This window comes from Nonomuraea candida, assembly GCF_000725485.1.
Lineage (GTDB): Bacteria > Actinomycetota > Actinomycetes > Streptosporangiales > Streptosporangiaceae > Nonomuraea > Nonomuraea candida.
Map to the genome: position 1 here is coordinate 87,872 of NZ_JOAG01000012.1, position 24,514 is coordinate 112,385.

At 72.7% G+C, this 24,514-nt stretch carries 18 protein-coding genes; 6 read left to right on the forward strand and 12 right to left on the reverse strand.

Annotated elements, in window-relative coordinates; all coding sequences use genetic code 11:
• Window positions 1-15: 15 nt before the first annotated feature.
• Window positions 16-276 carry a WhiB family transcriptional regulator gene (locus IO39_RS12375; RefSeq protein ID WP_020546325.1) on the reverse strand — a complete coding sequence of 87 codons (261 nt, stop codon included), beginning with the start codon at window positions 274-276 and terminating at the stop codon, window positions 16-18.
• Between the two features lie 318 nt (window positions 277-594).
• Complete coding sequence (locus tag IO39_RS50550; RefSeq protein WP_052422801.1) at window positions 595-2,592, reverse strand: hypothetical protein; 1,998 nt, start codon at window positions 2,590-2,592, stop codon at window positions 595-597.
• Between the two features lie 181 nt (window positions 2,593-2,773).
• Between IO39_RS50550 and cofD the strand changes: the two genes are divergently transcribed.
• The 3 genes from cofD (at window position 2,774) to IO39_RS12395 (ending at window position 5,784) form a co-directional block, all read left to right on the forward strand.
• A complete protein-coding gene (gene cofD, locus IO39_RS12385) occupies window positions 2,774-3,712 on the forward strand; it encodes a 2-phospho-L-lactate transferase (RefSeq protein WP_043620681.1) in 939 nt (312 codons plus the stop codon).
• Entirely contained in the window at window positions 3,709-4,974 is a 1,266-nt protein-coding gene (locus IO39_RS12390) for a coenzyme F420-0:L-glutamate ligase (RefSeq protein WP_043620685.1), read from the forward strand. Before cofD ends, IO39_RS12390 begins: the two co-directional genes overlap by 4 nt.
• Before the next feature lie 78 nt (window positions 4,975-5,052).
• The gene (locus IO39_RS12395; protein ID WP_043620687.1) at window positions 5,053-5,784 is read left to right on the forward strand and encodes a lytic polysaccharide monooxygenase; all 732 of its coding nucleotides are present in this window, start codon (window positions 5,053-5,055) and stop codon (window positions 5,782-5,784) included.
• A gap of 140 nt (window positions 5,785-5,924) precedes the next feature.
• On the opposite strand, the gene IO39_RS12400 is transcribed toward IO39_RS12395, so the two are convergent.
• The 7 genes from IO39_RS12400 to IO39_RS12430 all read right to left on the reverse strand — a co-directional run bounded on the left by IO39_RS12400 (window position 5,925) and on the right by IO39_RS12430 (window position 15,638).
• Complete coding sequence (locus IO39_RS12400; protein WP_439331473.1) at window positions 5,925-7,667, reverse strand: substrate-binding and VWA domain-containing protein; 1,743 nt, start codon at window positions 7,665-7,667, stop codon at window positions 5,925-5,927.
• Window positions 7,668-7,755: 88 nt separating this feature from the next.
• Window positions 7,756-10,302, reverse strand: coding sequence for a bifunctional FO biosynthesis protein CofGH (locus IO39_RS12405; RefSeq protein ID WP_043620693.1), 2,547 nt, complete (start codon window positions 10,300-10,302; stop codon window positions 7,756-7,758).
• A 198-nt stretch (window positions 10,303-10,500) separates the two neighbouring features.
• Window positions 10,501-11,394 carry a DNA-3-methyladenine glycosylase family protein gene (locus IO39_RS12410; RefSeq protein WP_211266998.1) on the reverse strand — a complete coding sequence of 298 codons (894 nt, stop codon included), beginning with the start codon at window positions 11,392-11,394 and terminating at the stop codon, window positions 10,501-10,503.
• Between the two features lie 99 nt (window positions 11,395-11,493).
• Window positions 11,494-12,573: a mannose-1-phosphate guanylyltransferase gene (gene manB / locus IO39_RS12415; RefSeq protein WP_245641932.1), complete on the reverse strand. Its 1,080-nt coding sequence runs from the start codon at window positions 12,571-12,573 to the stop codon at window positions 11,494-11,496.
• Window positions 12,574-12,605: 32 nt separating this feature from the next.
• On the reverse strand, window positions 12,606-13,721 hold the full coding sequence (locus IO39_RS12420) for a glycosyltransferase family 4 protein (protein ID WP_043620698.1): 1,116 nt from the start codon (window positions 13,719-13,721) through the stop codon (window positions 12,606-12,608).
• A gap of 94 nt (window positions 13,722-13,815) precedes the next feature.
• Window positions 13,816-14,793, reverse strand: a complete 978-nt coding sequence (locus tag IO39_RS12425) for a lysylphosphatidylglycerol synthase domain-containing protein (RefSeq protein ID WP_245641933.1) — start codon at window positions 14,791-14,793, stop codon at window positions 13,816-13,818.
• Between the two features lie 17 nt (window positions 14,794-14,810).
• Window positions 14,811-15,638: a class I SAM-dependent methyltransferase gene (locus IO39_RS12430; protein ID WP_043620701.1), complete on the reverse strand. Its 828-nt coding sequence runs from the start codon at window positions 15,636-15,638 to the stop codon at window positions 14,811-14,813.
• Between the two features lie 115 nt (window positions 15,639-15,753).
• Here IO39_RS12430 and IO39_RS12435 point away from each other — a divergent pair, with 115 nt between their 5' ends.
• Entirely contained in the window at window positions 15,754-16,713 is a 960-nt protein-coding gene (locus IO39_RS12435; protein ID WP_043620704.1) for a lysylphosphatidylglycerol synthase transmembrane domain-containing protein, read from the forward strand.
• Here the strand turns inward: IO39_RS12435 and IO39_RS12440 are convergent.
• The 3 genes from IO39_RS12440 to IO39_RS12450 all read right to left on the reverse strand — a co-directional run bounded on the left by IO39_RS12440 (window position 16,614) and on the right by IO39_RS12450 (window position 20,805).
• Window positions 16,614-17,678, reverse strand: coding sequence for a glycosyltransferase family 4 protein (locus IO39_RS12440; protein WP_043620706.1), 1,065 nt, complete (start codon window positions 17,676-17,678; stop codon window positions 16,614-16,616). The genes IO39_RS12435 and IO39_RS12440 overlap by 100 nt on opposite strands.
• A 2-nt stretch (window positions 17,679-17,680) precedes the next feature.
• Window positions 17,681-18,610 (reverse strand): glycosyltransferase family 2 protein, encoded by a 930-nt coding sequence (locus IO39_RS12445; RefSeq protein WP_043620709.1) that lies wholly within the window; start codon window positions 18,608-18,610, stop codon window positions 17,681-17,683.
• Window positions 18,611-18,789: 179 nt separating this feature from the next.
• On the reverse strand, window positions 18,790-20,805 hold the full coding sequence (locus IO39_RS12450; protein WP_043620712.1) for a hypothetical protein: 2,016 nt from the start codon (window positions 20,803-20,805) through the stop codon (window positions 18,790-18,792).
• A 123-nt stretch (window positions 20,806-20,928) separates the two neighbouring features.
• Here IO39_RS12450 and IO39_RS12455 point away from each other — a divergent pair, with 123 nt between their 5' ends.
• Window positions 20,929-22,521, forward strand: coding sequence for a glycosyltransferase family protein (locus tag IO39_RS12455; RefSeq protein WP_245641934.1), 1,593 nt, complete (start codon window positions 20,929-20,931; stop codon window positions 22,519-22,521).
• Between the two features lie 197 nt (window positions 22,522-22,718).
• Window positions 22,719-24,353 carry an LCP family protein gene (locus IO39_RS12460; RefSeq protein WP_245641935.1) on the forward strand — a complete coding sequence of 545 codons (1,635 nt, stop codon included), beginning with the start codon at window positions 22,719-22,721 and terminating at the stop codon, window positions 24,351-24,353.
• The last annotated feature ends 161 nt before the right edge of the window (window positions 24,354-24,514 follow it).

Consider the following 24,514-nt stretch of genomic DNA (forward strand, 5'->3'; position numbering starts at 1 on the left):
CTTCCCCCCTTATCACTACACCGCCTGGCGTTTGATCCGTCTGCGCTCCCGCTCGGACAACCCACCCCAGATGCCGAACCGCTCATCGTGCTCGAGTGCGTATTCCAGGCACTCGGCACGGACCTCGCACGATCGGCAGACCTTCTTGGCCTCTCGGGTGGAGCCGCCCTTCTCCGGGAAGAACGCCTCCGGATCAGTCTGCGCGCACAACGCACGCTCCTGCCAGCCGAGTTCTTCAGCGTCAAGCTGATCCTGTGCGATGACCGGATCGGTCACTGCACACCTCCCTGCCGCCCGCCCGCAATGGAGCCCCCCATGGACGCCTTCCTTACTACCCACCCACGGGAAGGCGTAACAACATGGTTGTAATTACACGCGTGTGCCGCACGTGCCGTCAAGCGGCATGCAGCTATCCGGGGAAAGACCAGATCTCGCCCCGGTGTGCTCGGCATGTCAAGTTCGCACCGGGCCGACGCCTTACGGGCAGGGCATCGGCCTGGCTCGTTCAACGCTGTCAGCGGTCGGAACCGTACCAGGGCGGGATAGACGCCCGCCCGTGGCCCACCTTCTCTCTAGCCGTTCATTGCCGGTCCGTTACCTGCGTGGCTCGTTGGGGGTGTATATGGCTGTTGGGTCGATCGGGTCGTCCCCGGGACCGCGCTGGTCGCCGAAGGCGCCCCCGCCGAACTGCGCCGGGTCCAGGCGCATCGTCGACTCGCCCTGCTGCTCCGGCCAGCCGCCCTGCTGCTGGTGCTGCTGGGGCTGCTGCTGGTGCTGCGGGGCCTGGTGGGTGGGCTGGTACTGGCCCTGCTGCGGCTCGTAGCCACCGTGCTGCTGCTGGTGCTGCTGCGGGGCCTGGTGCTGGGGCTGGGCGGGCTGCTGCGGGTGGCCGAACGGGTCGTCGTACGGCCTGGCGGCGGGCTGGGCGCCGTACTCGGGGGCGCCGGCGCTCGACTGGTACGTCTCCGCCTGCTGGTAGGCGTCCATCAGCTGCTGCGAGCGCGGGTCCACGGGCGGGTCGGGCTCCTGGTAGGCCGGCGGAGCGGCGTACTCCTGGCCCGAGTAGCCGGTGAACGGCTGGCCGGCCTGCTGCTGCTGGGCCCCCTGCTGCTGGTCGAAGGCGCTCTGGCCGTAGTACGACGGCTGCTGCTGGCCGAACTGGGGCTCCGGGGCCGGGGGGTAGGGCACGTTCGGCGCGGTCTCGCCCGTGGGGTACGGGTCGGACGCCGGGGCGTAGGGGTTGGCCTGCTCGTTCACCGGGGGCGGCGCGTACGGGTTGGCCTGCTCGCTCGCGGCCGCCGCCGGGAACGCCTGATCGTTCGCGGGGGGCGCGTACGGGTTCGGGCTGGGCTGACCGTACAGGTTCGGCTGGCTGTCGGCCGGGACGTACGGGGCCGGGGTGTACTCGCCGGCCGGCGGGGTGGTGTACTCCTGGACCGGCGGCATCGTGGCGGTCGCGGGCGAGGTGTCCGACGGGGTGTATCCCTGGCCGTAGCCCTGCGGGGCGTAGGGCTCGGGCTCGGGCTGCTGCTGGTCGGAGGGTGCGGCGGGCAGTGCGCCCCGGATCTGCGGCTGCGGGCTGTAGGCCGCCGCGGCCTGCGGCTCGGGCGCGCCGCCGAAGCTGGGGGGCTGCTGGCCGTACCCGGGGGTGGAGGGCGGCTGCTGGGCGTAGGCCGCGGGCTGCTGCTGGTCGTGGCCGGGAGCCTGCGGGGCCTGCTGCGCGTAACCGGGGGTGGAGGGCGGCTGCTGCGCGTAGCCCGGGGTGGAGGGCGGCTGCTGGCCGTAGCCGGGGGCCTGCTGGGGCTGCTGGCCGTGGGGCTGCTGCGGGTCCTGCACGCCCGACGGGGGCTGCTGGCCGTACCCCGGCTGCTGGTCGGCCGGGGCCTGGCCGTAGCCGGGCTGCTGGTCGGGCTGGCCGAAGCCCTGGCCCGTGGGGGGCTGCTGTGCGTAGCCCGGCTGCTGCTGGTCCTGGGGACCGCCGAAACCGGGCTGCTGCTGGCCGAAGCCGGGCTGGGGACCGCCGGGGCCACCGGGGCCGCCAGGGCCGCCGTAGCCGGGGCCCGGCTGGGGCTGGCCCTGGGGGCCGTACTGCTGCTGCTGGGGCTGCTCGCCGAAGAAGCCGCCCTGGGGGCCGAACTGGCCGTGGTAGACCTGGGCGGCCGGCCGCTCGGGCAGCACCTGCGGGAGCAGGTAGACCAGCGCGATGGCGGTCAGCGCGAGCGTGGGCACGCCGAGCAGCACGTACTCGATGGTGGCGCGCGCGCCCGCGCCGGCGAACAGGCCGGACAGCAGCGCCAGCATGCCGAACACCGTGGCCAGGAGCAGGCCGCCCGCGGCGCCGTACGTGATCGGCTTGGCCTTCGGCGACGGCTCGCCCACCTTGGTGACCAGCAGCACGGAGCCGAGCAGCAGCGCCGTCAGCAGCGGGCTCGTCAGGCCCGAGAAGTTCGAGGCCGCGCGCTCCGTGAAGGACGACGAGCCGGACGACCCGATCAGCACGTGGCCGATCGCCAGCACCACGTTCATCAACCCGGTGACGAGCATGATCCAGGCGGCCGGCTCCTTCAGCCGGGCGACGTCAAGTTTGCTCACAACTACCCCCATCGGACCCTTTAGCCCGAAGGGAGTTTGCCACATCACTGACTCCGCTGCCGGGAGTCCCAGCAACCTCTTCTCTAACAAATCGCCCTATACCTGGAAGTACACCCCCAACAAAAGGCACAAAACAGGTCCCGAGACAGGGAAGTCAGGGCCCGGTGAAAGACTGGGCCGCATGCACATCGTGTCACTCGCCGGCGGCATCGGCGGCGCCCGATTCCTGCGCGGCCTGCGCGCCACCGCGCCCGACGCCTCGATCACCGTCATCGGCAACACGGGTGACGACATCACCCTCTACGGCCTGCGGGTCTGCCCCGACCTCGACACCGTCATGTACACCCTGGGCAACGGCATCGACGAGGAGCAGGGCTGGGGCCGGGCCGGGGAGACCCACGTCGTCAAGGAGGAGCTGGCCGCGTACGGCGTCGAGCCGCAGTGGTTCGGGCTGGGCGACCGCGACTTCGCCACCCACATCGTGCGCTCCCAGATGCTGGAGGCCGGCTACCCGCTCTCGCAGATCACCCAGGCGCTCTGCGCCCGCTGGCAGCCGGGCGTGCGGCTGCTGCCGATGAGCGACGACCGCTGCGAGACCCACGTGGTGATCGAGGACGAGCGCGGCAAGCGCGCGATCCACTTCCAGGAGTGGTGGGTACGCCTGCGCGCCTCCGTGCCGGCCCAGTCGTTCGCCCTGGTCGGGGTCGACTCCGCCAAGCCGGCCCCGGGCGTGCTGGAGGCCATCGAGCAGGCCGACGTGGTCATCCTGCCGCCGTCCAACCCGGTCGTCAGCATCGGCACGATCCTCCAGGTCCCCGGCATCCGCGAGGCCCTGCTGCCCAAGACCGTGGTGGGCGTCTCGCCGATCATCGGGGGCGCGCCGCTGCGCGGCATGGCCGACGCCTGCCTGACGGCCATCGGGGTGGAGACGACCGCCCAGGCCGTGCTGGAGCTCTACGGCTCGGAGCTGATCGACGGCTGGCTGGTGGCCGAGGAGGACGCCGGGGTCGCGCTCGACGGGGTCCGCGTGGTCGCCCGCCCGATCCTCATGCACGACGCCGGCGCCGCCGCCGACATCGCCCGCACCGCCCTCGACCTCGCCCAGGAGCTGGCCAAGTGACCCATGTCGAAGTGATCCCCGTGACCGGCGTCGGCGAGGTCCGGCCCGGCGACGACATCGCGGCGCTGCTGTCCGGCGCCGGGCTGCGCGACGGCGACATCGTGGTGGTCACCTCCAAGATCGTGAGCAAGGCCGAGGGCCGGGTGCGGCAGGCCCCCGACCGCACGCGGGCGATCGAGGAGGAGACCGAGCGCGTGGTCGCCAGGCGCGGCGACACCGTGATCAGCCAGACCAGGCACGGCTTCGTCATGGCCGCCGCCGGGGTCGACGCCTCCAACACCGAGCCCGGCACGGTGCTGCTGCTCCCCCTCGACCCCGACGCCTCGGCCCGGCGCATCAGGGCCGGGCTGGGCGGGCGCGTCGGGGTGATCGTCTCCGACACGTTCGGGCGGCCGTGGCGCAACGGGCTCACCGACGTGGCGATCGGGGCGGCCGGCGTGCGGCCGCTCGACGACTTCCGCGGCGCCTCCGACTCCTACGGCAACCCGCTCAGCGCGACCGTCACGGCGCTGGCCGACGAGATCGCGGCGGCGGCCGAGCTGGTCAAGGGCAAGCTCGGCGGGGTGCCCGCGGCGATCGTGCGCGGGCTGTCCCACCTGGTGACCGAGGACGACGGCCCCGGCGTCGCGCCCCTGGTGCGACCGGCCGACGAGGACCTGTTCCGGTACGGCTCGCGCGACGTCGTCTTCGCCCGCCGGACGATCAGGGAGTTCTCGGAGCGCCCGGTCGATCCCGAGGCGGTGCGCAGGGCGGTCGCGGCGGGCATCGCGGCGCCCGCGCCGCACCACACGACGCCGTGGCGGTTCGTGCTGCTGGAGTCGCCCGAGACCAGGGTCAAGCTGCTCGACGCGATGCGGCAGGCGTGGATCGACGACCTCCGGGGCGACGGGTTCTCCGAGGAGTCGATCGCCAAGCGGATCAGGCGCGGCGACGTGCTGCGCAACGCGCCCTACCTGGTGGTGCCGTGCCTGGTGATGGAGGGCTCCCACACCTACCGCGACGACCGGCGCAACGCCTCGGAGCGGGAGATGTTCGTCGTGGCGACGGGCGCCGGGGTGGAGAACTTCCTCATCCAGCTCGCCGTCGAGGGGCTGGGCTCGGCGTGGGTGTCGTCCACGATGTTCTGCCGGCCGGTGGTCCGCGAGGTGCTCGACCTGCCCGAGAGCTGGGACCCGATGGGCTGCGTGGCGATCGGCCACGCGGCCGCGCCGCCGCGCGAGCGGGCCCCGCGCGACCCGGGGGACTTCGTTCTCACGCGCTGACCGGGAGTGAACCGGGCGTTTACCGTTAGGAAACTTTCCTTTACATTGGAGGCATCCCCCCATGTAGAGGAGCACTTCATGAGAAGGACCCTCACGTTAGTCGCCGTGGTGGTGATGGCGGTCGCCACCACGGTGTTCAACACCACCCCGGCGTTCGCGCACGGCTACGTGCTCACGCCGCCCAGCCGTCAGGCCAACTGCGCCCAGGGCAAGGTGTCCAACTGCGGCAACATCATCTACGAGCCGCAGAGCGTGGAAGGGCCCAAGGGCCTGCGCAGTTGCCACGCCAACCTCGGGCAGTTCGCGCAGCTCAGCGACGAGAGCAAGCCCTGGCCGGTCGCCTCGGTGGGCACCTCGGTGACCTTCACCTGGACGTTCACCGCCCGGCACGCCACGCTGAACTACGAGTACTACATCGGCAACACCCGGGTGGCCGTCTTCAGCGGCAACGGGCAGCAGCCGCCGCCCACCATCTCCCACACCGTCAACTTCTCCGGTTTCTCCGGCCGGCAGAAGGTCCTGGCCATCTGGAACATCTCCGACACGGCCAACGCCTTCTACTCCTGCATCGACCTGAACATCGGTGGCGGCAACGGCCAGCCGAGCCCGACGCCCACCCCGACCATCACGCCCACCCCCACGCCGACCCCGACGACCACGACGCCTTCGGGCACGTGGAAGGCCGGCACCGCCTACACGCCCGGCAACACCGTCACCTACAACGGCGCCACCTACCGCTGCCTCCAGTCGCACACCGCGCTGGCGGGCTGGGAGCCGCCGAACGTCCCCGCGCTCTGGCAGCGCGCGTGACCCCGACGTGAGGGGACACCCGCACGGCGTCCCCTCACGCCGCACCCCTGAGCGTTTCCTCACGCCGCACCCCTGAGCGTTTCCTCACGCCGCACCCCCGAGCGTTTCCTCACGCCGTAGCCCGCCTGAGGCGCGCCTCCTCAGGTCGTCGGCTTGCAGGTGGGGTGGCACAGGCGGCGCGCCAGGGCCGCGAGGAAGACGTCGATGATCTCCCCCGGCTCCCGCGCCTCGTGCAGCGAGCCGTTCGTCAGCGCCGTGACCTGCGCCAGGCTCTCCCGGTCCACCACCTTCCCGAACGCGATGACGATGATCTGCACGGGCCGGTCCGGGTTCCACTCGCGCCGCAGCCGGTCGAGGAGCTGCGCCAGGTCCGAGCCCTTGCCGTCGTCCCGGCCCGCCGTGATCACCAGCAGCGTGTTGTTCATCTCCTCGCGGTACTCGGTGGTGACCTCGCGGAAGCCGCTGAGGATCGCGTCGTACAGGGAGCTGTCCCGCCGGGGATGGGCGGTGATCGTGCTGGTGAGCTGGTCGAGGCGGCTCCTGCGGATCACCTGCCCGGTCTCCGGCTCGTTGATCGGGCCCAGCCCGACGTGCTCGCGGTAGCCCCTGATGCCGCCGGCCTTGTCGGCGAACTCCCACAGGCCCATGCGGGTGGAGTCGGGGAAGAGCCGCAGGCCGATCTTGGCCGCGTCCAGCGCCACGTTCACCCGGGTCCGGCCGTCCAGCGGCTCGGCCATGTGCTTGGAGGTGTCGGCCAGCACCAGGATGTTGGTCGGCGGGGCCAGCCTGCTCCACGCGCGCAGCGCCTCGTCGATGTCCTGCGCCGACACCGACGACCGGGTGCGCGGCGCGGCGGCCGGGACCTGCGGGCCGCGCGAGATCGGGCCCTGCGCGCCGTCGCCCGACCTGAACCCCGCCCGCCGCACGATCTCCTGCGCCCGCGGGCCCTTCAGCCAGCCGGCGAAGGCGGCCGACGCCTCGGCGACGTCGGGGTCGGTGGCGGTGACGACGTACGGGTAGTCGAGGTTGATCGTGCCCTCGCGCGGGTGCAGGGCCACGACCGGGTCGGCGGAGGGCCGCAGGTTGTGGTTCCACACCGACTGCTCGGGGACGATGACGACCGGCCGCTGCCAGAACGTGCGGTCGTCCACCGCGGCCAGCATGCTGCGGTAGTCGGGGGCCGAGCCGGCCTGCGCCCACCGGACGAACGCGGTCAGCGCCTTGTCGGCGTCCGGCCCGGTGCCGACGACGTCCCTGGCGGCGGCCACGGTCGCGATGCCCGCCCCGGCCAGCGACGGGTCGGGCACGCGGACGACGTCGGGCTCGTCGGCGTTGGGCGTCAGCCGCCCGCGCACGGTCGAGGGGAAGACCATCCGCCAGTTCATCTCGGTGTCGCCCACCGAGAAGCGCCGGGCCAGCGACGCGCGGGTGGCGAAGACCAGCGGCGAGGTCGCCACCACGCTCTCCTCCGCCGGCAGCGCGCTGGCGCCCTGCTGGCGGGCCAGCCTGATCCAGGCGGAGGAGTCGGCGATCCAGCCGTCGGGCCGCTCGTCCAGCACGCCCGCCCGGTCGCCGATGAGCGTGCGCAGGACCGTGGCCGGCGGCTGCTCGGTCACCTGGACCAGCACGCACCGGCCGCCCGCGGCCGTCTTCGACTCGTTGAACCGGCCCGCCGCCTCCATGACCGCCGGGGCCACGTCGACGGCGGCGGCCACGTTCACCAGAACAGGCTCTCGTGTGCTGCACAGCACGCCGCCGCCACCGAAGATCACGACGCCGCCGGCCGCGACGATGGCCACGGCCGCCAGCCCCGCCAGCATGCCGCGCCGCAGCGCCTTCCTGCGGCGCTGCTCGGGGGAGAGCGCTGCGCGATGTCGACCCAACCGCACGGTGGACCCTCTCTCCGGGGGAGTGACGATTCTCCCAGCGCCTCGCGGGGCGGGCGCAAGTGCTTGTTAGAACACGTTACAACTAAGCCAGCGGCAGGACCCTTCTGACGCTCTGGCAGACGCCGTCGCTGGCGGCCGAGGCAGCCAGCCGCTCCGCGTCCGGCACGCCGTACTCGGTGGTGCGCTGCCTGACCGGCCGGCCGGTGACCTCGACCATCGCGCGCAGCTCGCTGATCGTCTTGTACGAGCCGTTCTCCGACCCGGCCATCCTGCTGATCGTCTCCTCCATCAGCGTGCCGCCGAGGTCGTTCACCCCGCCCTGGAGCACCTGGCGGCACAGGTCGTCCTGGAGCTTGACCCAGGAGCACTGGATGTTGCTGATCGAGCCGTGCAGCAGGATCCTGGCCAGCGCGTGCACGGCCCGGTTCTCCTGCGCCGTCGGCCCCGGCCTGGCCACGCCCGCCAGGTAGATGGGGGCGCTGGTGTGCACGAACGGCAGCAGCACGAACTCCGAGAAGCCGCCGGTGCGCTCCTGCAGCGACCTGATGAGCTTGATGTGCCTGACCCAGTGCAGGTGGTTGTCCACGTGCCCGTACATCATGGTCGAGGTGGTGGGGATGCCGACCTCGTGAGCCGTCGTGATGACCTCGATCCACTCCTTGGCCGGCAGCTTGCCCTTGGTCAGCACCCAGCGCACGTCGTCGTCGAGGATCTCGGCCGCCGTGCCCGGCAGCGAGTCCACGCCCGCCTCCTTGGCCGCCTCCAGCCAGTCGCGGACGGGCAGGTTCATCCGGCTGGCGCCGTTGATGACCTCCATCGGCGAGAATGCGTGCACGTGCATGTCCGGCGTCCTGGCCTTGACCGCCCTGGCGATGTCGAAGTAGGCGCTGCCGGGCAGGTCGGGGTGGATGCCGCCCTGCATGCACACCTCGGTCGCGCCGGCCGCCCACGCCTCCTCCGCCCGGTCGGCGACCTGCTCCACGCTCAGCGTGTACGCGTCGGCGTCGGTCCTGCGCTGGGCGAAGGCGCAGAAGCGGCAGCCGGTGTAGCAGACGTTGGTGAAGTTGATGTTCCGGTTGACGACGTAGGTGACCTCGTCGCCCACGGCCTCCTTGCGCAGCGCGTCGGCGATCGCGGCCAGCTCGTCCAGCGCCTCCCCCTCGGCCCCGAGCAGGGCGACGGCCTCGGCGTCCGTCAGCCCCGCCGGGTCGGCCTCGGCCCGCCTGAGCGCCTGGCGCACGTCGCCGGGCGTGGCGGCGGCCGTGCCGCCCAGGCGCTCGCGCAGCGCGTCCCAGTCGCCGTAGACGTGGTCGAAGTCGTCGCGCCGGTCGCTGGTGCGGCCCGTGGTGTCCACCTCGACGTGCAGGTCCACCCGCCCCGACGCGGCGAACCCGCCGTCGGGCTCCTGCCACGGGCGGCCCTCCAGGACGGCGTCCTCGCGGGCCAGCCCGGTCTCCGGGTCCGCCAGGGCCGAGACGTGGGCGATCAGCCGCGGGTCGAGCCAGGGCTCCCCCGCCCTGACGTACTCGGGGTAGATGGTCAGGCGCTCGCGCAGGCGGAAGCCGGCCTCCGCGGTACGGGCCGCGAGGTCGTCGATCTGCGGCCACGGCCGCTCCGGGTTGACGTGGTCGGGCGTCAGCGGCGACACGCCGCCCCAGTCGTCGATGCCGGCCCGGATCATCAGCTCGTACTCGGCGTCCACCAGGTTGGGCGGGGCCTGGAGACGTACGCGGGGGCCGAGCACCAGCCGGGCCACCGCGATGGTCGCGGCCAGCTCCTGCAGATCGGCGTCCGGCAGGCCGCGCATGGCGGTGTCGGGCTTGGCGCGGAAGTTCTGCACGATGACTTCCTGGATGCCGCCGTACTCCCTGGACACCCGCCGGATGGCGAAGATCGACTCGGCCCGGTCCTCCAGGGTCTCGCCGATGCCGATCAGGATGCCCGTGGTGAACGGCACGTTCGTGCGGCCCGCGTCCTCCAGCACCCGCAGCCGCACGGCCGGGTCCTTGTCCGGCGAGCCGTAGTGGGGCTGCCCCTTCTCCTCGAACAGCCGCCGCGACGTCGTCTCCAGCATCATCCCCATCGACGGCGCCACCGGCTTGAGCCGCTGGAGGTCACGCCAGCTCAGCACCCCGGGGTTGAGGTGCGGCAACAACCCGGTCTCCTCCAGCACCCTGATCGCCATCGCCCGCACGTAGGACAAGGTGTCGTCATAGCCGTGCGCGTCGAGCCACTCCCTGGCCTGGTGCCAGCGGTCCTCCGGCCGGTCCCCCAGCGTGAACAGCGCCTCCTTGCACCCCATCGCCGCCCCCTGCCGGGCGATCTCCAGCACCTCGTCGGGGCTCAGGAACGGCGCGGGCAGCTTGTTCGGCGCGGTCGCGAACGTGCAATAGTGACAACGGTCCCGGCACAGCCGGGTCAACGGGATGAACACCTTCCTGCTGTAGGTGATGACCCCCTCGCGCCCGGCGGCCCGCAGCCCGGCGTCGCGGACGCGGGAGGCGTGGTCGAGGAGCGTGTCGAGGTGTCCGTCACGGGCGTGCAGGAGGACGGTCGCCTCGGTGACGTCAAGGGTCTTGCCGTCCCGGGCGCGGGCGAGGGCGCGGCGGAGCGCGGAGTCAGAACTCATAGGGGCACAGTACGACGGGCTGAGTTCACCGGCCGCACTCAGGGGCGTGGTAGGCGGTGGTACGCGTACCGGGCGCCGGCCACGACATCCCGCTGCGCGAGCCCGAGCTGCTGGCCACGACCCTGCGCGGGCTGACCTGACCCTTCACCCGCGGAGCGGCGCCCCGCCTCCGCGACGCGGGCGGGGCGCCCCCACGGCTCAGAACGACCGGTAGTCGCGCGCTGGCATCCGGGGCCCGCGCGCGGGCGGGGGCAGGCCGCTGAGCGCGACGTAGACGGTCGCCCGGTGCCGATGCCCGGTGTACGGCTCCAGCAGCCGCATCATCCCCTGATCGTCGGTCTTCTCCCCGGTCAGCGCGTAGCCCACGAGCTTGGCCAGATGGAAGTCCCCGATGCTGACCGCGTCGGGGTCGCCGAAGGCGCGCTGGCGCACCTCGGCCGACGTCCACACCCCGATGCCGGGCAGCGCGCGCAGCAGCCGGTCGAGCTCCTGCGTCGTGGCGGCGGCCTCCAGCTTGCCGGCGTGCCAGGCGGCGGTGGCGATCGTCCTGGCGCGCACGGCCTCGGCGCCCGCGCGGTGCCAGTGCCAGGCCGGGATCTGCCGCCACACCTCGGCCTCGGGCACCACCCGCATGCCCTCGGGGGCCGGGCCGGGGGCGGGCTCGCCGTAGCGGGCCAGCAGCCAGCGCCAGGCCCGCCAGGCCTCCCGCCCGACCACCTTCTGCTCCAGCACGGCCGGCACGAGGGCCTCCATCACCCGCCCGGTGCGGCCGATCCGCAGGCCGGGGTGCCTCCTGGCGGCCTCGGCCAGCGCCTCGTGCTCGGCGCGGAAGCCCGAGACGTCGTCGCCGGCCCCGAGCAGCGCGGGCAGCGTCTCCAGGGCCCAGCCGGCGCCCGGCCCCCAGGCGTGCCCGTACACCTCGCCGCCCCGCACGCTGACCCGCAGCGTGCAGGCCCCGTCGGGTGTCCTGGTGGTGCGCCAGACGGCGCCGTCGGCGGTCCGCCGCCAGGCGGGGTCGCCGCCGCCGCGCTGGTGGGGCCGCAAGGCCAGCCCCACGTCCAGCGGCCATCCGGGCACCCACCTGCGCTCCATCACGCGTCCAGTCTGCCCCGACACCTCCCCTGCTCGGGCCGGACCGGACCGCTGCGCGAAACGCGCCGAACGCCAGCCGTCAGACGTCGCCGGAGGCCGTCAGACGTCGCTGGAGTAACGCAGCGCCCGTTCGGGCAGCTCGACGCCCGGCCAGATGCGCACGCCGTGCTGCAGCTCGTTGCCCGGCCCCACGATCGCGCCGTCGCCGATGACGGCGTCGCGCACCACCGTGCCCGCGCAGACCCGCGCCCCGTAGCCCACCACGGAGTCGGTCACCACGGCCCCGGCCTCGATGACGCAGTCGTCGCTCAGCACCGAGCCGACCACCGAGGCCCCGGCCTCGACCACGGCCCGCGCGCCGACCGCCGTGCCGCCCCGCACCTTCGCCTCGGGCGAGACGCTGGCCCCTTCGAGCGCCAGGTATTCGCCGGTCGGCCCCGGCAGCGCGGGCGAGGACAGGCGGCCCAGCACCAGGTCGCGCGAGCCGCGCACGAAGGCGGCCGGCGTGCCGACGTCGAGCCAGTAGGTGCGGTCGGCGTAGCCGAGCACGAGCTGCCCCGACTCGATCAGCCCGGGGAACGTCTCGCGCTCGACCGAGACGACCTCGTCACGCGGGATCGAGTCGATCACCGACCGGGTGAACACGTAGCAGCCGGCGTTGATCCGGTTGGTGACCGGGTTGGGCGTCTTCTCCAGGAAGGCCGTCACCCGCCCCGCCTCGTCGGTGGGCACGCACCCGAACCGGGAGGGGTCGTCCACCTCGGTCAGATGGAGCGTTACAGCGGCCTGCCGCTCGCGGTGGACCCGGATCTGCTCGCCGATGTCGTGGCCGGACAGGATGTCGCCGTTGAGGATGAGGACCGGGTCGTCCGGACCGGCGGTCAGCGCCTCCGCGGCGTTGCGGATCGCGCCGCCGGTGCCCAGCGGCGTCTCTTCCGTTATGTATTCGAGCGAGAGCCCGAAAGCCGCCCCGTCGCCGAAGGCGGGCTCGAACATCGACGCCTTGTACGAGGTCGCGAACACGATCCGGCGCACGCCGAACGCTCGCGCGCGGGCCAGTTGGTGGGCCAGGAACGGCACCCCGGCGGTCGGCAGCAGCGGCTTGGGCGTGCCCAGTGTCAGCGGACGCAGGCGCGTGCCCTGCCCCCCGACCAGGAGGATCGCCTCGAGGTCTGGCAAAGAGCTCTCCATCACTCCGTGAGGTTACCGAACTATTCGATGGCGCGTTGATAGGAGCTGAGATGCGCCTCCGCCGAGGCGTCCCAGGTGAATTCGCGGGCCCGGGCCAGCCCGGCCTCCCGCAACTGGCGCCTGCGCTCGGGGGAGGCCAGCAGCTGGCCCAGCGCGGCGGCGATGCTGTCGGCGTCGGGCTCGGTGTAGGCGACGGCGTCGCCGCCCACCTCGGGCAGCGACGTGCGGTAGGTGGTCAGCACCGGCGCGCCGCAGGCCATCGCCTCCAGCACCGGCAGGCCGAACCCCTCGCCGCGCGAGGGGAAGGCCACCACGAGCGCCCCGCCCAGGAACCCGGGCAGGTCGGGCGCGCCGAGGTAGCCGGGCCTGATGACCCTGACGGTGGCCTCGACCTCGCGGCAGGCGGCGTCCACGTCGTCCTCGTGCACCCCGCCTCCCAGCACCAGCGCGGGCGGCTCTTCCAGCCGCTTCACGGCGGCGGCGAAGCCGCGGATGAGATTGGGCACATTCTTGCGCGGGTCGAGCGCGCCGAGGAAGGCCACGTAGGGCTGGCCGTGCAGCCCCAGCCGCAGCGCGGCCCGGCGGATCTCCGCCTCGCTCGGCGGATGGAACTGGGCCAGATCGACGCCGTGATAGGCGACGTCGATGCGGGTGGGGTCGGCGGACAGCACGCGGACGAGCTCGTCCCTGGTCGCCTTGGACGGCACGATCACGCGCCGGGCGTGGCGCACGGCCGTGCGGGTGGCGCCGCGGAAGAACGCGGCCCGCGAGCCGTGCTGTTCGGGCTCGGTGAACCAGGTGGCGTCGTGCACCGTCACGACGGTCGGCAGGCCCGAGCCGAGCGGGATGGAGTAGTAGGGAGCGTGGATCACCTCCGCGCCGGCCTGGCGGGCGAGCAGCGGCAGGCCCGTCTGCTCCCATGCCAGCCTGGTGGCCCGGTTGGTGATGGCGACAGGCCCGGGGATCACCCGGGCCGAGGGCGCCAGGCGCCGGTATCGCTCCGCTTCGGCGCGCTGGCAGACCACTGACAGGTCGGCGCCGGCCCGGTCGAGCGCGGCCACGAGCCCGTCCACATATCTGATCAACGCGCCGCGGTCCGCGGGGACCGCCGCCGCATCGACGAGCACTCGAGGCATTACGAAGATCTTCTCCCCTCAAGATCAACGTGGGACCGTACGTCCCCCTCTAAAGTTCAGCTTATGACCAGCCTCCCCTAAATCGTGGTCCAAATCACACCGAGTCGCGACGCGCCGCAATTCCCGCCAGTCCGGCGCAGACCAGATCGCCCACGATGATGACAATGCGGGACGAAAGTGCGACCGCAATTGCGGCACCGGCGTCAAGTTGGGGCGCCAGGACGGCCACCATGGCCAGCTCCCTGACGCCCGCGCCCGCCGGGATGACGAAGGTCACGATCCCCAGGCACCACGACAGCGCGAAGGCGCCGATCGCGAAGATCAGGCCGCCCTGGGGGGCGACGAAGTAGAGGTGCACGCCGTAGGCGAGCCAGCCGGCCAGCGCCCAGCCGAGGGCGGTCAGCATGCCGCGCCGGGTGAGGGGGCGTTCGAGGGGCTCGCGCTTGAGCCGGCGCAGGGCGTAGCCGATCACGGCGTTGATGACCTTGGGCTCCAGCAGGACCAGCAGCAGCGGGATGAGCAGCAGCAGCCAGCCGTAGCGGTCCCAGCCCAGCGTCACCAGCGTGACCAGCAGGCCGGTGGCGATCTGGATCGGCATCATCAGGAAGAACGCGGCGGCGCTGCGCGGCCGCGGCACGCCGAGCTCGCGGCCCAGCTCCATCTGGGCCAGCACGGGCCAGACGGCGCCGGGGATGTACTTGCCGAGCTGGCCCACGAAGAACACCTTGGCCGCCGGGCGCGGCCTGAGCGGCGAGCCGAGGTCGGCCAGCAGCGTGCGCCAGGTGAGCATGGCGCCGAGCAGCGCGGCGACCACGGCGGCCAGCGAGCCGGCCAGCGCCTGCCACGACAGCTTCGCGAACCCCGCCACCACCGCGTCCCACTGCGCGGCCACCGCGTAGACGCCGAAGCCGAGCGCGACGGCCAGGAAGCCGTATCTGATCAGCCGGCGACCGACCGGCCGCCGCCGCCCCACCGCCTCGGCGCCACCTCCGCCCGCTGCCGGTTCGCCCGCCGCCGGTTCGCCCGCCGCCGGTTCGTGCGCTGCCGGTTCGTCCGCTGTCGGTTCGTTCACGGCCGGTTCCCGGGGACTCACAGGGGGCGCACCCGCTCGGGAGGTTGCGGCAGGTGCGCGCCCACCGGGCGGCGCGGCGTCTTGGTGGCCACCCACAGGTAGGTCGGCACGACCGGCAGCAGCAGCCTGAGCAGCTCGCGCGGCATGCGCGACAACACGGCCTTGACCACCTTGCCCGGCAGCCCGGGGAACAGCTCGCCCCCGGCGAACTTCGTCGGCGTGGCCAGCACGGGGAAGGTGTAGTCCCACACGTGGAAGGCGCGCAGCATCCTGCGCAGCCCGCGCCGCGTCCTGAACCGCTCGTAGTAGTGGTCGGCCCGCCCGAACGCCCGGACGTAGCGGTCGGCCAGCGCGGGCGGCAGGTAGGACAGGAAGGGCAGCTTGTAGTGCGGCTCCATGACGCCGAGCCGGTTGCCGAGCCCGAGGTAGAGCACCCCGTCGTCGGACAGCACCCGGTGCATCTCGGCCACCACCGCGTCGGGGTCGACCACGTGCTCGTAGATGTGGTTGAACACCAGCACGTCGATCGAGCCGTCGGGGAACGGCAGCGCCGTGCCGTCGCCGCACACGAACGCCACCCGCTCGCCGAACCGGTCGGCCGCCTTGCGCAGCCCGGGCACGTCGATGTCGATGCCCAGCGTGTGCCCGGCCCCGGCCTGCGCCAGCTCGTCGGCGATGAACCCGGCCGAGCAGCCCACGTCGCCCACCGTCAGCCCGGCGAGCGGCCCGTGGAAGTGCTCCAGCACCGCGATGATCTTCGCCGCCTTCCGCCGCCGCTTCGCCTCGTCGAGCATGGCGGACTGGAACTCCGAGTATTCGAGCTGCGCGACCCGTTGCTTCACCACGGTTCCCCACCGTACCGACCTCCGCGCCACTCCGACGTCAAACGCGGCTCCGGTACGGCGGCCGGGACCCACGAGCAGCTGGCCTCACCGGGAGGACCACGCGTAACCTGAGCCAATGTTCCGCCGCCTGCTCCGCATCGTCCTCGCCCTGGTCGCGCTCGGTTTCCTGGGCTACGGGCTGGCCGTGAACTGGCACGAGACCACCACCGCCGTGGCCGCCATGTCGCCGTGGGCGGTGCTCGGGTCGTTCGCCGCCGTGCTGGCCGGGCAGTTCTGCATGCTGCTGGCCTGGCGGGAGATCCTGGCGGGGCTCGGCACGCGGGTGCCGGTGCGGATCGCCGGGCGGATCATGTTCGTGGGGCAGCTCGGGAAGTACATCCCGGGGGCGGTGTGGGCGTACGCGGCGATGATGGACCTCGGGCGCGACCACGGGAGCCCGCCGCGGCGCACGTTCGCGACGATCTCGCTCGGGCTGGTGATCAGCCTCGGGGTGGCGATCTCGATCGCCGCCGCCACGCTGGGCACGCTGGAGGCGGTGCGGCAGGCGTGGTACATCGGGCTGCTCGTGCCGGTGATCGTCGTGTGCCTGCACCCCAAGGTGCTCACCTGGGGTCTCAACCTGGCGCTGCGCGTGGCGCGCAAGGAGCCGCTGGAGAGCGTGCTGCCGGGCCGCACGGTGGTCGTGGCGGTGGCGTGGACGCTGCTGGGCTGGCTCGTGTACGGCGTGCACATCTGGCTGGTCGCCGGCCGCGCCGACCTCTACGTGCTGGCGACCGGGGCCTACGCCTTCGCCTGGGCCACCGGCATCCTCACCGTGGTCGTGCCCGCCGGGGTCGGCGTCAGGGAGGGCGCGCTGGTGCTCGCCCTCGGCCCGGTCATCGGCACGCCGGCCGCGCTCGCGGTGGCCATCGTGTCGCGGCTGGCGTTCACGCTGGCCGACGCCGCGGCGGCCGGGATCGCGTTCCTGCTGGGCCGTCAGGCGCCGAGCAGCGCCTCGGTGTACGCCGACCAGAACGGCTCGGGATCGACCGCCTTGACCCCCGACCGCAACCTCTCGGGCTCCCCCGAGACGTAGAACCGCTCGATCGCCGCCCGCAGCGCCCCGGCGTCGCCCGGCTCGACCAGCAGCCCGTCCACGCCGTCGGTGACGTGGTCGGCCAGCGCGCCCACCCGGGTGGCGATCACCGGCACGCCGTGCTCGTGCGCGAGCCAGACGTTCTGGCTGGCCGTGGCGCTGCGGTAGGGCAGCACGAGCGCGTCGGCGGCGGCGAACAGCCCGGGCACGTCCCCGGCCGGCACGTATCCGGGCCGCAGCTCCACCCGGTCGCCCAGGCCCAGCTCCGCGATCAGCGCCTTCGTCTCCTCCAGCCCGCCCCAGAACTCGCCCGCGACCGTCAGCCCGATCCCCTCGGGCAGCGCCCGCAGCAGCAGGTCCAGCCCCTTGTACGGCCGCACCATGCCGAAGAACAGCAACCTGCGGCGCACCGGCTCGGCGGACCTCTCGCCGGAGGTCGAGGGCAGGTGCGGCGGCAGCGCCGCCACGTTGACGGGCTTGCCCGTGAGCCCCCTGGCCAGCCCGGCCTGCTGCTCGGAGTGGGCCAGCACGCCGTCGACCCGCTTGAGCAGCGCCTTCATCAGCGGCTCGTCGTAGGGCTTGCGCTCGTGCGGCAGCACGTTGTGGCAGAGCGCGATCGTCCTGGCCCGGCGCCCGATGCCGTACAGGATGCCCAGGTAGGGGGGCACCTGCACGGGGCTCAGCACCGCCAGCACCACCAGGTCGGCCGAGCGCAGCCGCCGCCCGGCGGACAGCCAGCCGTCGGGCCGCCGCCAGTCGAGCCGGCGCGCGGTCCTCGGGTAGGGCGTGCCCTCGGGCGCGGAGATCGTCTGCTGCCCCGGATAGAGGAAGGACGGGTACTGCGCCCGCCACGACTCGATCACCACGTCGTGCCCGCGCGCCGCCAGCCGGTGCGCCAGCTCGGTGGTGTGCTGGGCCCCGCCGCCCTTGTACGGGTAGGTGGGGCCGACGATCGCGATGCGCAACGTCACTCTCCCCGCGAGCGCACGATCAGGTCGGCCAGCAGCGCCACGGAGCCGATCAGCAGCCCGGACAGGAAGATCATGACCGTGTTTTCCGGGAAGTAGAACGGGTGCCGGATCATGTCCCAGACGCCCTTCACGAACCCGATGCCCACCAGCCACAGCGCGGGCGGCATGAGCACCTTGAGCGGGTTGAAGTACATGATCATCCGCAGCACCTGGAGGATGTAGCGGTAGGCGTCGGAGACGAAGCTGAACTTCGACTTGCCGGCCCGCTTGGCGTATTCGGTCGGCAGGTAGTAGATGTCGTGCTGGTTCATCAGGAACGACAGCGTGATCGTCGTGACGCACGAGAACCCGGGAGGCAGCAGTCGCAGGTAGGGCCGCGCCACCGACTTGCGGAAGGCCCGCAGGCCCGAGTTGAGGTCGGGGATCTTCTGCCCGGCCAGCATCTCGGCCACCTTGCGGATCACCCACTTGGCCGGCACGCGCAGCAGCTTGTGCGAGCCCTCCTCGCTGGTGCGCGCCCCGACCACCTGGTCGACGGTGGGGTCCTTCTCCAGGATCTGCACCAGCTCGGGGATGCGCTCGTTGGCGTAGGACATGTCGGCGTCGGTCCAGACGACGATCTCGCCCCTGGCCTCCTGCGTGCCGATGCGCCGCACGGTGCCGGAGCCGCCGTTGCGGTGGAAGGCGCGGATGCGCAGGTGGGGGTAGTGTGGAGCGGCCTCGCGCAGCTTCTCCAGCGTCGCGTCGGTCGAGCAGTCGTCGACGGCGACCAGCTCATAGGTGTAGCCGCTTGAGTCCATCGCCTTGGTGATGCGCTCCACCTCGTCGATGACATGATCCTGCTCGTTGTAGCAGGGCAGGACGATCGTGACGTACGGCGCTTCTTCCACGGCAGTTCCACTCTTGGGGGTCTCAAGCGTGCTCACGGGGGTCGAGGGTACTCTGCCCCGCACAAAGGCGGGTCCACATCGACCCCGCGGGAGCTCCCGATTCCGGGATCACCTCACCAGTCTGCCCCATGCGACGACCGGCATCTGGAACACGGCCAGGCCGGCGGCCCGCGCCGGAGCTTTCGCGCGGCATGGCACGACTGTCGCGAACCGGGTCAGGCGACCGCCATCCACACGTTCATCCGCAACGACCACGTGCCGTCGGGGGCTTCGAGGAGCGACCGCTCGTCCTGCCGGGTGACCAGCTTCAGGACCTGCGTGGCCGGCCCGTACGGCGACACCTGCCCCGCCTCGGCCCCCAGCACCACCGGCACCCGGCCGGCCGCGCGCACGCGCTCCACCAGGCGGCGCACCTCGTCCTCCGGCGCGAGGTCACCCGCGCCCCCGCGCTCCACCAGGGCCGCGGGCCTGCCGCACATGCCCCGGACGACCTGGGTGAACCGCTCGCCGGTGACCCGCTCCACGGACAGCACCGAGGCGTCGGGCGGCAGCTTGGCGCACATCGCCGCGACGGCCGCCGCCTCGCCCCGCTCGACCGGCGTGAACGCGGTGCCGATCGACGTCACGGCCGGCGGCACGATCACCAGCAGCACGGCCGCCGCCATGCCCCAGCGCAGCACGAGCGGGCCGTGCCGGTCGGAGAGCCGGCGCAGCCTGGCCAGCCCGTACGCGGCCAGCAGGATCATGCCCGGGATCACCACCGGGACCAGGCGGCGGGCGGCCCACGGATGGTCGGGGGTGATCTCGGGCCGCAGCAGCGTCGTGACCGTCGTCCAGCCCACGACCGCCAGGGGCAGCAGCCACTCGAACGACGCGCCGTCACGCAGCATCCTGCGGACGAGCAGCGCGGCGGCGACCGTGGCCAGCAGGATCGCCGGGGGGCCGACGTACCAGGCCACCCAGTGCAGGGAGTTCTCGAAGTAGAGGCGGTGACCGTCCATCGGCAGGCCGTTGGCGCGCTGGATCTGGGCGATCATCTGGGCCGTGCGGGCGTCTTCGGGGGTCTGCGGCACACGGGTCACGGTCTGGAACCAGGGACGCGCGTACAGGGCGGCCATCACCAGCACGACCAGCCCCGCCCCCGCGCCGGGGGCCCAGCCGGGCAGGCGGAGGCGGGCCAGGGCGGGGGCGGCGGCCGTGCCGGCGGCGGTGAGCACGAGCACGCCGGCGCAGATGGCCAGCAGCGGCCGCACCGACCCCGACAGATAGGAGAGGTACGGCCGGGCCAGCGTGTACGCCGCCAGCAGCCCGATCCCGGCCCCCACGAGCAGCCCCGCCAGCAGCGGCGGCCCCACCACCCCCTCCGGGCGGCGGAAGCGGCGCATCGCGATCAGCACGCCCGCGAACGCCAGCACCGGCAGCACGTCCCGCAGCCCGTCCACCCTGACCAGCACGGCCAGCCCGAACACCAGCCCCGCCGGCAGCCCCTTCATCCATTTGTCCCGGGCCGAGGCGGCGGGGGAGGTCAGCGCGTCGTGGGTGAGCGCGAGGCCGCCGAACAGCAGGATCAGCGACGGGATCTCGCTGAACGTGGTGCGCGAGGTGTAGAGGATCGGCATGCACACGGCGAAGGCCCCCGCCGCCACCACCGCCCACCGGCTGCCGGCCAGCCGGGCCGTCACCCCGGCCACCGTGAGCACGGCCAGCGCCCCCAGCACGGCCGGGACCGCGAACGGCGCGCCCAGCCAGTTGCCGATCGCGAACAGCAGCGGCGGGCCCGGCATGAACTGCGGCACCACCCCGCCGTCCACGGCGTAGAAGCCCACGCCGGCGAAGTCGAGCGCCGGGTCGGGGCCCCCGAACGCCTCGGCCTGGGTGGGGATGGGTAGCGAGCCGTGGCCGGCGATCCAGGCGGCGTACTGGGCGTAGGTCGCCGGATCGCGCCTGACGGCGAGCTGCTCGCTGTGCATGACCAGGTTGAACACGCCCGACCCGAGGGCGACGGCGACCACCCCGGCGACCTGCCACGGGGCGGCCGTGACCCCCGGCAGCCGGCGGGTGCCGGCCCAGCACAGCAGCGCGATCACGGGCAGCCCGAGCAGCGCGGCGGGCGCCGGCGCGAACCGGCCGAGCAGCAGCAGGGGCAGCCCCGCGAGCAGCCAGCCCGCCACCGCCAGCGCGGGCAGCACGGACAGCGCGGCGAGCACCCGGCCGGGTCGATCGAGTTCCATCGGAGAGCGAGCGTATCCAACCCGGGCCCGCCCTCCGTCCACCTCGCCCGCCCGCCGGCGCGGGCGGGTGGGGCGGTGGGGACGGAGGCGCGGGCGGCGGGCGATCGCCGGTAGCGTACCGACGTGCCGGAAGAGCGGGAGGACATGCGGGCGGGGTCGGTGCCAGGCGAGCCGGACCCCGCGACCGACCGGCGCCACCAGCCACACGCGGGGCCGGCGCCAGGTGACCCGGAGCCCGCGCGGACCGACCGGCGCCACCGACCACAGGCGGGGTCGGCGCCAGGTGAGCCGGAGCCCGCGCGGAGCGGCCTGCGCCGCCTGCCGCGGGAATGGGCGCGCCGGCTGCGCGGGCACCGCTGGTTCCTGGCCGTCCTGGCGCTGGGCACGGCCCTGCGCGTCCTGGCCATGCTGGGTTATCGCCCGGCCCTGTGGTTCCCCGACTCCTACACCTACATCGTCACCGTCTTCAGGCCCCGCCCCGACCTGGTGCGCCCGGCCGGCTACTCGATCTTCCTCAAGCTGCTGGAGCCCCTGCACTCGTTCCTGGCGGTGGCGGCGGTCCAGCACCTGCTCGGCCTGGCCACCGGCGTGCTGGTCTACCGGGCCGCGCGCCGGGCCCCCAGGTGGGCGGCGACGCTGGCCGCGGTGCCGGTGCTGCTCGACGCGTACCAGGTGGAGCTGGAGCACCTGCTCGTCTCGGACACGCTGTTCATGTTCCTGGTCGTCGCGGCCGTGGCGCTGAGCACCACGCGCAGGCCCGCCACGGTGGTGGCGATCGGGCTGCTGCTGGCCGCCGCCACGCTGACCAGGACGGTGGGCCAGCCGCTCATCGTGGTGCTGGCGGCCTGGTTCGTGCTGCGCCGCCGGATCAGGTGGACGGGGCTGCTGGTGGCCGCCGCGCTGGTGCCGATCGTGGCCTACGCCGCCTGGTTCCACGCCACCTACCAGCGGGTCGGCCTGGTGGGCGCGAACGGCGTCTTCCTGTACGCGCGTACGATGTCCTTCGCCGACTGCGCCCGGATGGACCCGCCGCCCGACCTGAGGGTGCTGTGCGACCCGCGCCCGCCGGACCGCCGCCCGCCCTCGCAGGAGTACATCTGGGCCGAGGACTCCCCGCTGGTGCTGCTGCCCGGCATCACGTTCTCGAAGGCCAACGACGACCTGGCCGGCAGGTTCGCGATGCTGGCGATCAGGAGGCAGCCGCTCGACTACGCCGCCTCGGTGCTGGCGGAGCTGGGCAGGACGTTCCGCTGGGACCGGCCGGTCTACCCCGACGCGGAGATCTACGGCTACTACCAGTTCCCGGCGGCCCCGCCGGAACCGCCTGGCCGCTATCCCGCACAGGTCGGCGCCGAATATGCCAAGCTCTATGAGCAAGGTGCGATCGGCACGGAGATCGTCGAGCCGTACTCCGGATGGCTGCGGGCCTACCAGAGCATGGTGCGGCTGCCCGGCCTGGCGCTCCTGGGGGTGCTGCTCGTGCCGCCGGTGGCGGCGGCGCTCCGCAGGCGCGGCGGACCGCGCGCGGCTGCGACCGCGACTCCGGCTGCGGCTCCCGCGTGGCTGGTGCCCTGGTCGACGGCCGTTGTGCTGTTGATCACACCGGCGGCGGCCGCCGAGTTCGACTACCGGTACGTGTTGCCGGCCGTGCCCTTGGCCTGCCTGGCGGCGGCTCTGAGCATCAGGCCTGACGTGCGACGACAGTCCGGGAGCTAGAAAGAGTTGGCGATGATATTCCACCCATTGTCCGGGTCTGAGTATGCTTTGCCGCGGAAACATCACGCCTGGGTCACGGTCGTTCCCCGCGATCATGGCTCGGGGCACGCCGTGCGTGACCTAGTCTCGTGGCGCGGAGCGACCGAGCCGGCGGCACAAGGAGTGAGGCTAGGGGACGTATGACTGACTACAGGAGCGTGCCGGTAGTCGATTCCACGCAGGACCGCCGCACCGCCGTCACACAGCCCGGCAGCAGGATGGCCCGCAGGGCGGCCGCCGCCGCGCCGCCGCCACCGCCGCCGGAGGACCTGCCGCCGCGCGGCCACCGCTCGGGCGGCGGGCAGAACGGCCAGACGAAGATGCGCGTGCTGGCCTGGGTCAGCATCGGCCTCACCACGGTGATGGTCGGGGGCACGCTGACGGCGTACACCGCCTATCGCGACGCCTTCGGCAACATCAACCAGGAAGACGCCAAGAAGGACATCATCAACCCGCGCCCGCCCGACACCGGAGCGCTCAACGTGCTGCTCGTCGGCTCCGACACGCGCGCGGGCGCGGGCAACGCGCGCTACGGCCAGCAGCTCGCCCGCACGGCCGACGCCGGCGGCAAGCGCACCGACACGATCATCCTCATGCACATCTCCCCCAACAGGGACAAGGCCCGCCTGATCAGCTTCCCGCGCGACTCGATGGTGCAGATCCCCCGCTGCAAGAACGAGACCACCAAGCAGGAGATGCCCCCCCGCCGCGACATGATCAACTCGGCGTACAACACGGGCGGCATCGCCTGCACGATGTCCACCATCGAGACGCTCACCGGCATCCGCATCAACCACTTCGTCGAGGTCGACTTCAGCGGCTTCAAGAACATCGTCGACGCGCTGGGCGGCATCGAGATCTGCCTGAAGTCGGGCGTCAACGACAAGGCCTCCAAGCTGGTGCTGCCGCCCGGCAAGAGCCTGCTGAACGGCGAGAAGGCGCTCGGCTACGTGCGCCTGCGCAAATACGGCGACGGCAGCGACATCCAGCGCATCAAGCGCCAGCAGATCTTCCTCAGCAAGGTCGTGGCCAAGGCCACCAGCACCGACCTGCTCACCGACGTGGGCCGGCTCAGGGAGTTCATCTCGGCGGCGGGCCAGTCGGTCACCATGGACCCCGAGCTGGCCAACGACACCGAGCAGCTCATCCAGATCGCGCTGAGCGCCAGGGAGATGACCGCGGGCGGGGTCAAGTTCACCACCGTGCCGTGGGGGCCCGACCCCGAGGACCCGAACCGGGTGGTCTGGAAGCAGCCCGACGCCAACGAGCTGTTCACCTCGATCAGGACCGACACCGAGGTCACGGTCACCGCCCAGCCGAGCGCCAGCGCCAGCGCCAGGCCCAAGGTCACGCTCAAGCCCGAGCAGGTGAAGGTGCAGGTGCTCAACGGCACCAAGACCGTCGGCAAGGCCCGCGAGGTCGCCGACGAGCTGGCCAAGCAGGGCTTCAACGTGGTCGGGGTGGGCAACTACGAGGCCACGGGCGGCGCGAGCCTGGCCAAGAGCGAGATCCGCTACGCCAAGTCGATCGACACCGCGCCCGACTACGCCGACGCGCTGGCCGGCTCCGTGCTGCCCAAGCCGCAGCCCGCGGCGGGCAAGGTGAAGGCCGTCGGCGCGCAGCCGTACACGTCCACGACGGCCGCGGTCACCGCGGGGGCCGGGACGAAGGGCACGCCGATCGTCCAGCTCGTCGTCGGCGAGGACTTCGACTCGGTCAAGGTGACCAAGCTGCCCGACAGCGTCAACAAGGACACGATCACCGCCTCCGAGCAGAAGAACGTGTGCACCTGAGGCTCCAAGTTCCCTGTGTAACCGGGCATTCTGCGTCACTCCGAGCGACAGGACCCGCGCGGGCGGATAGTCTGTTGCGGGTCGGCGACGAAGCGCGACACGGGGCCCCGGGAGGTTTCGGATGCGTGATGCCGTCTCCTTCCCCGGCCCCGAGCGAAGCT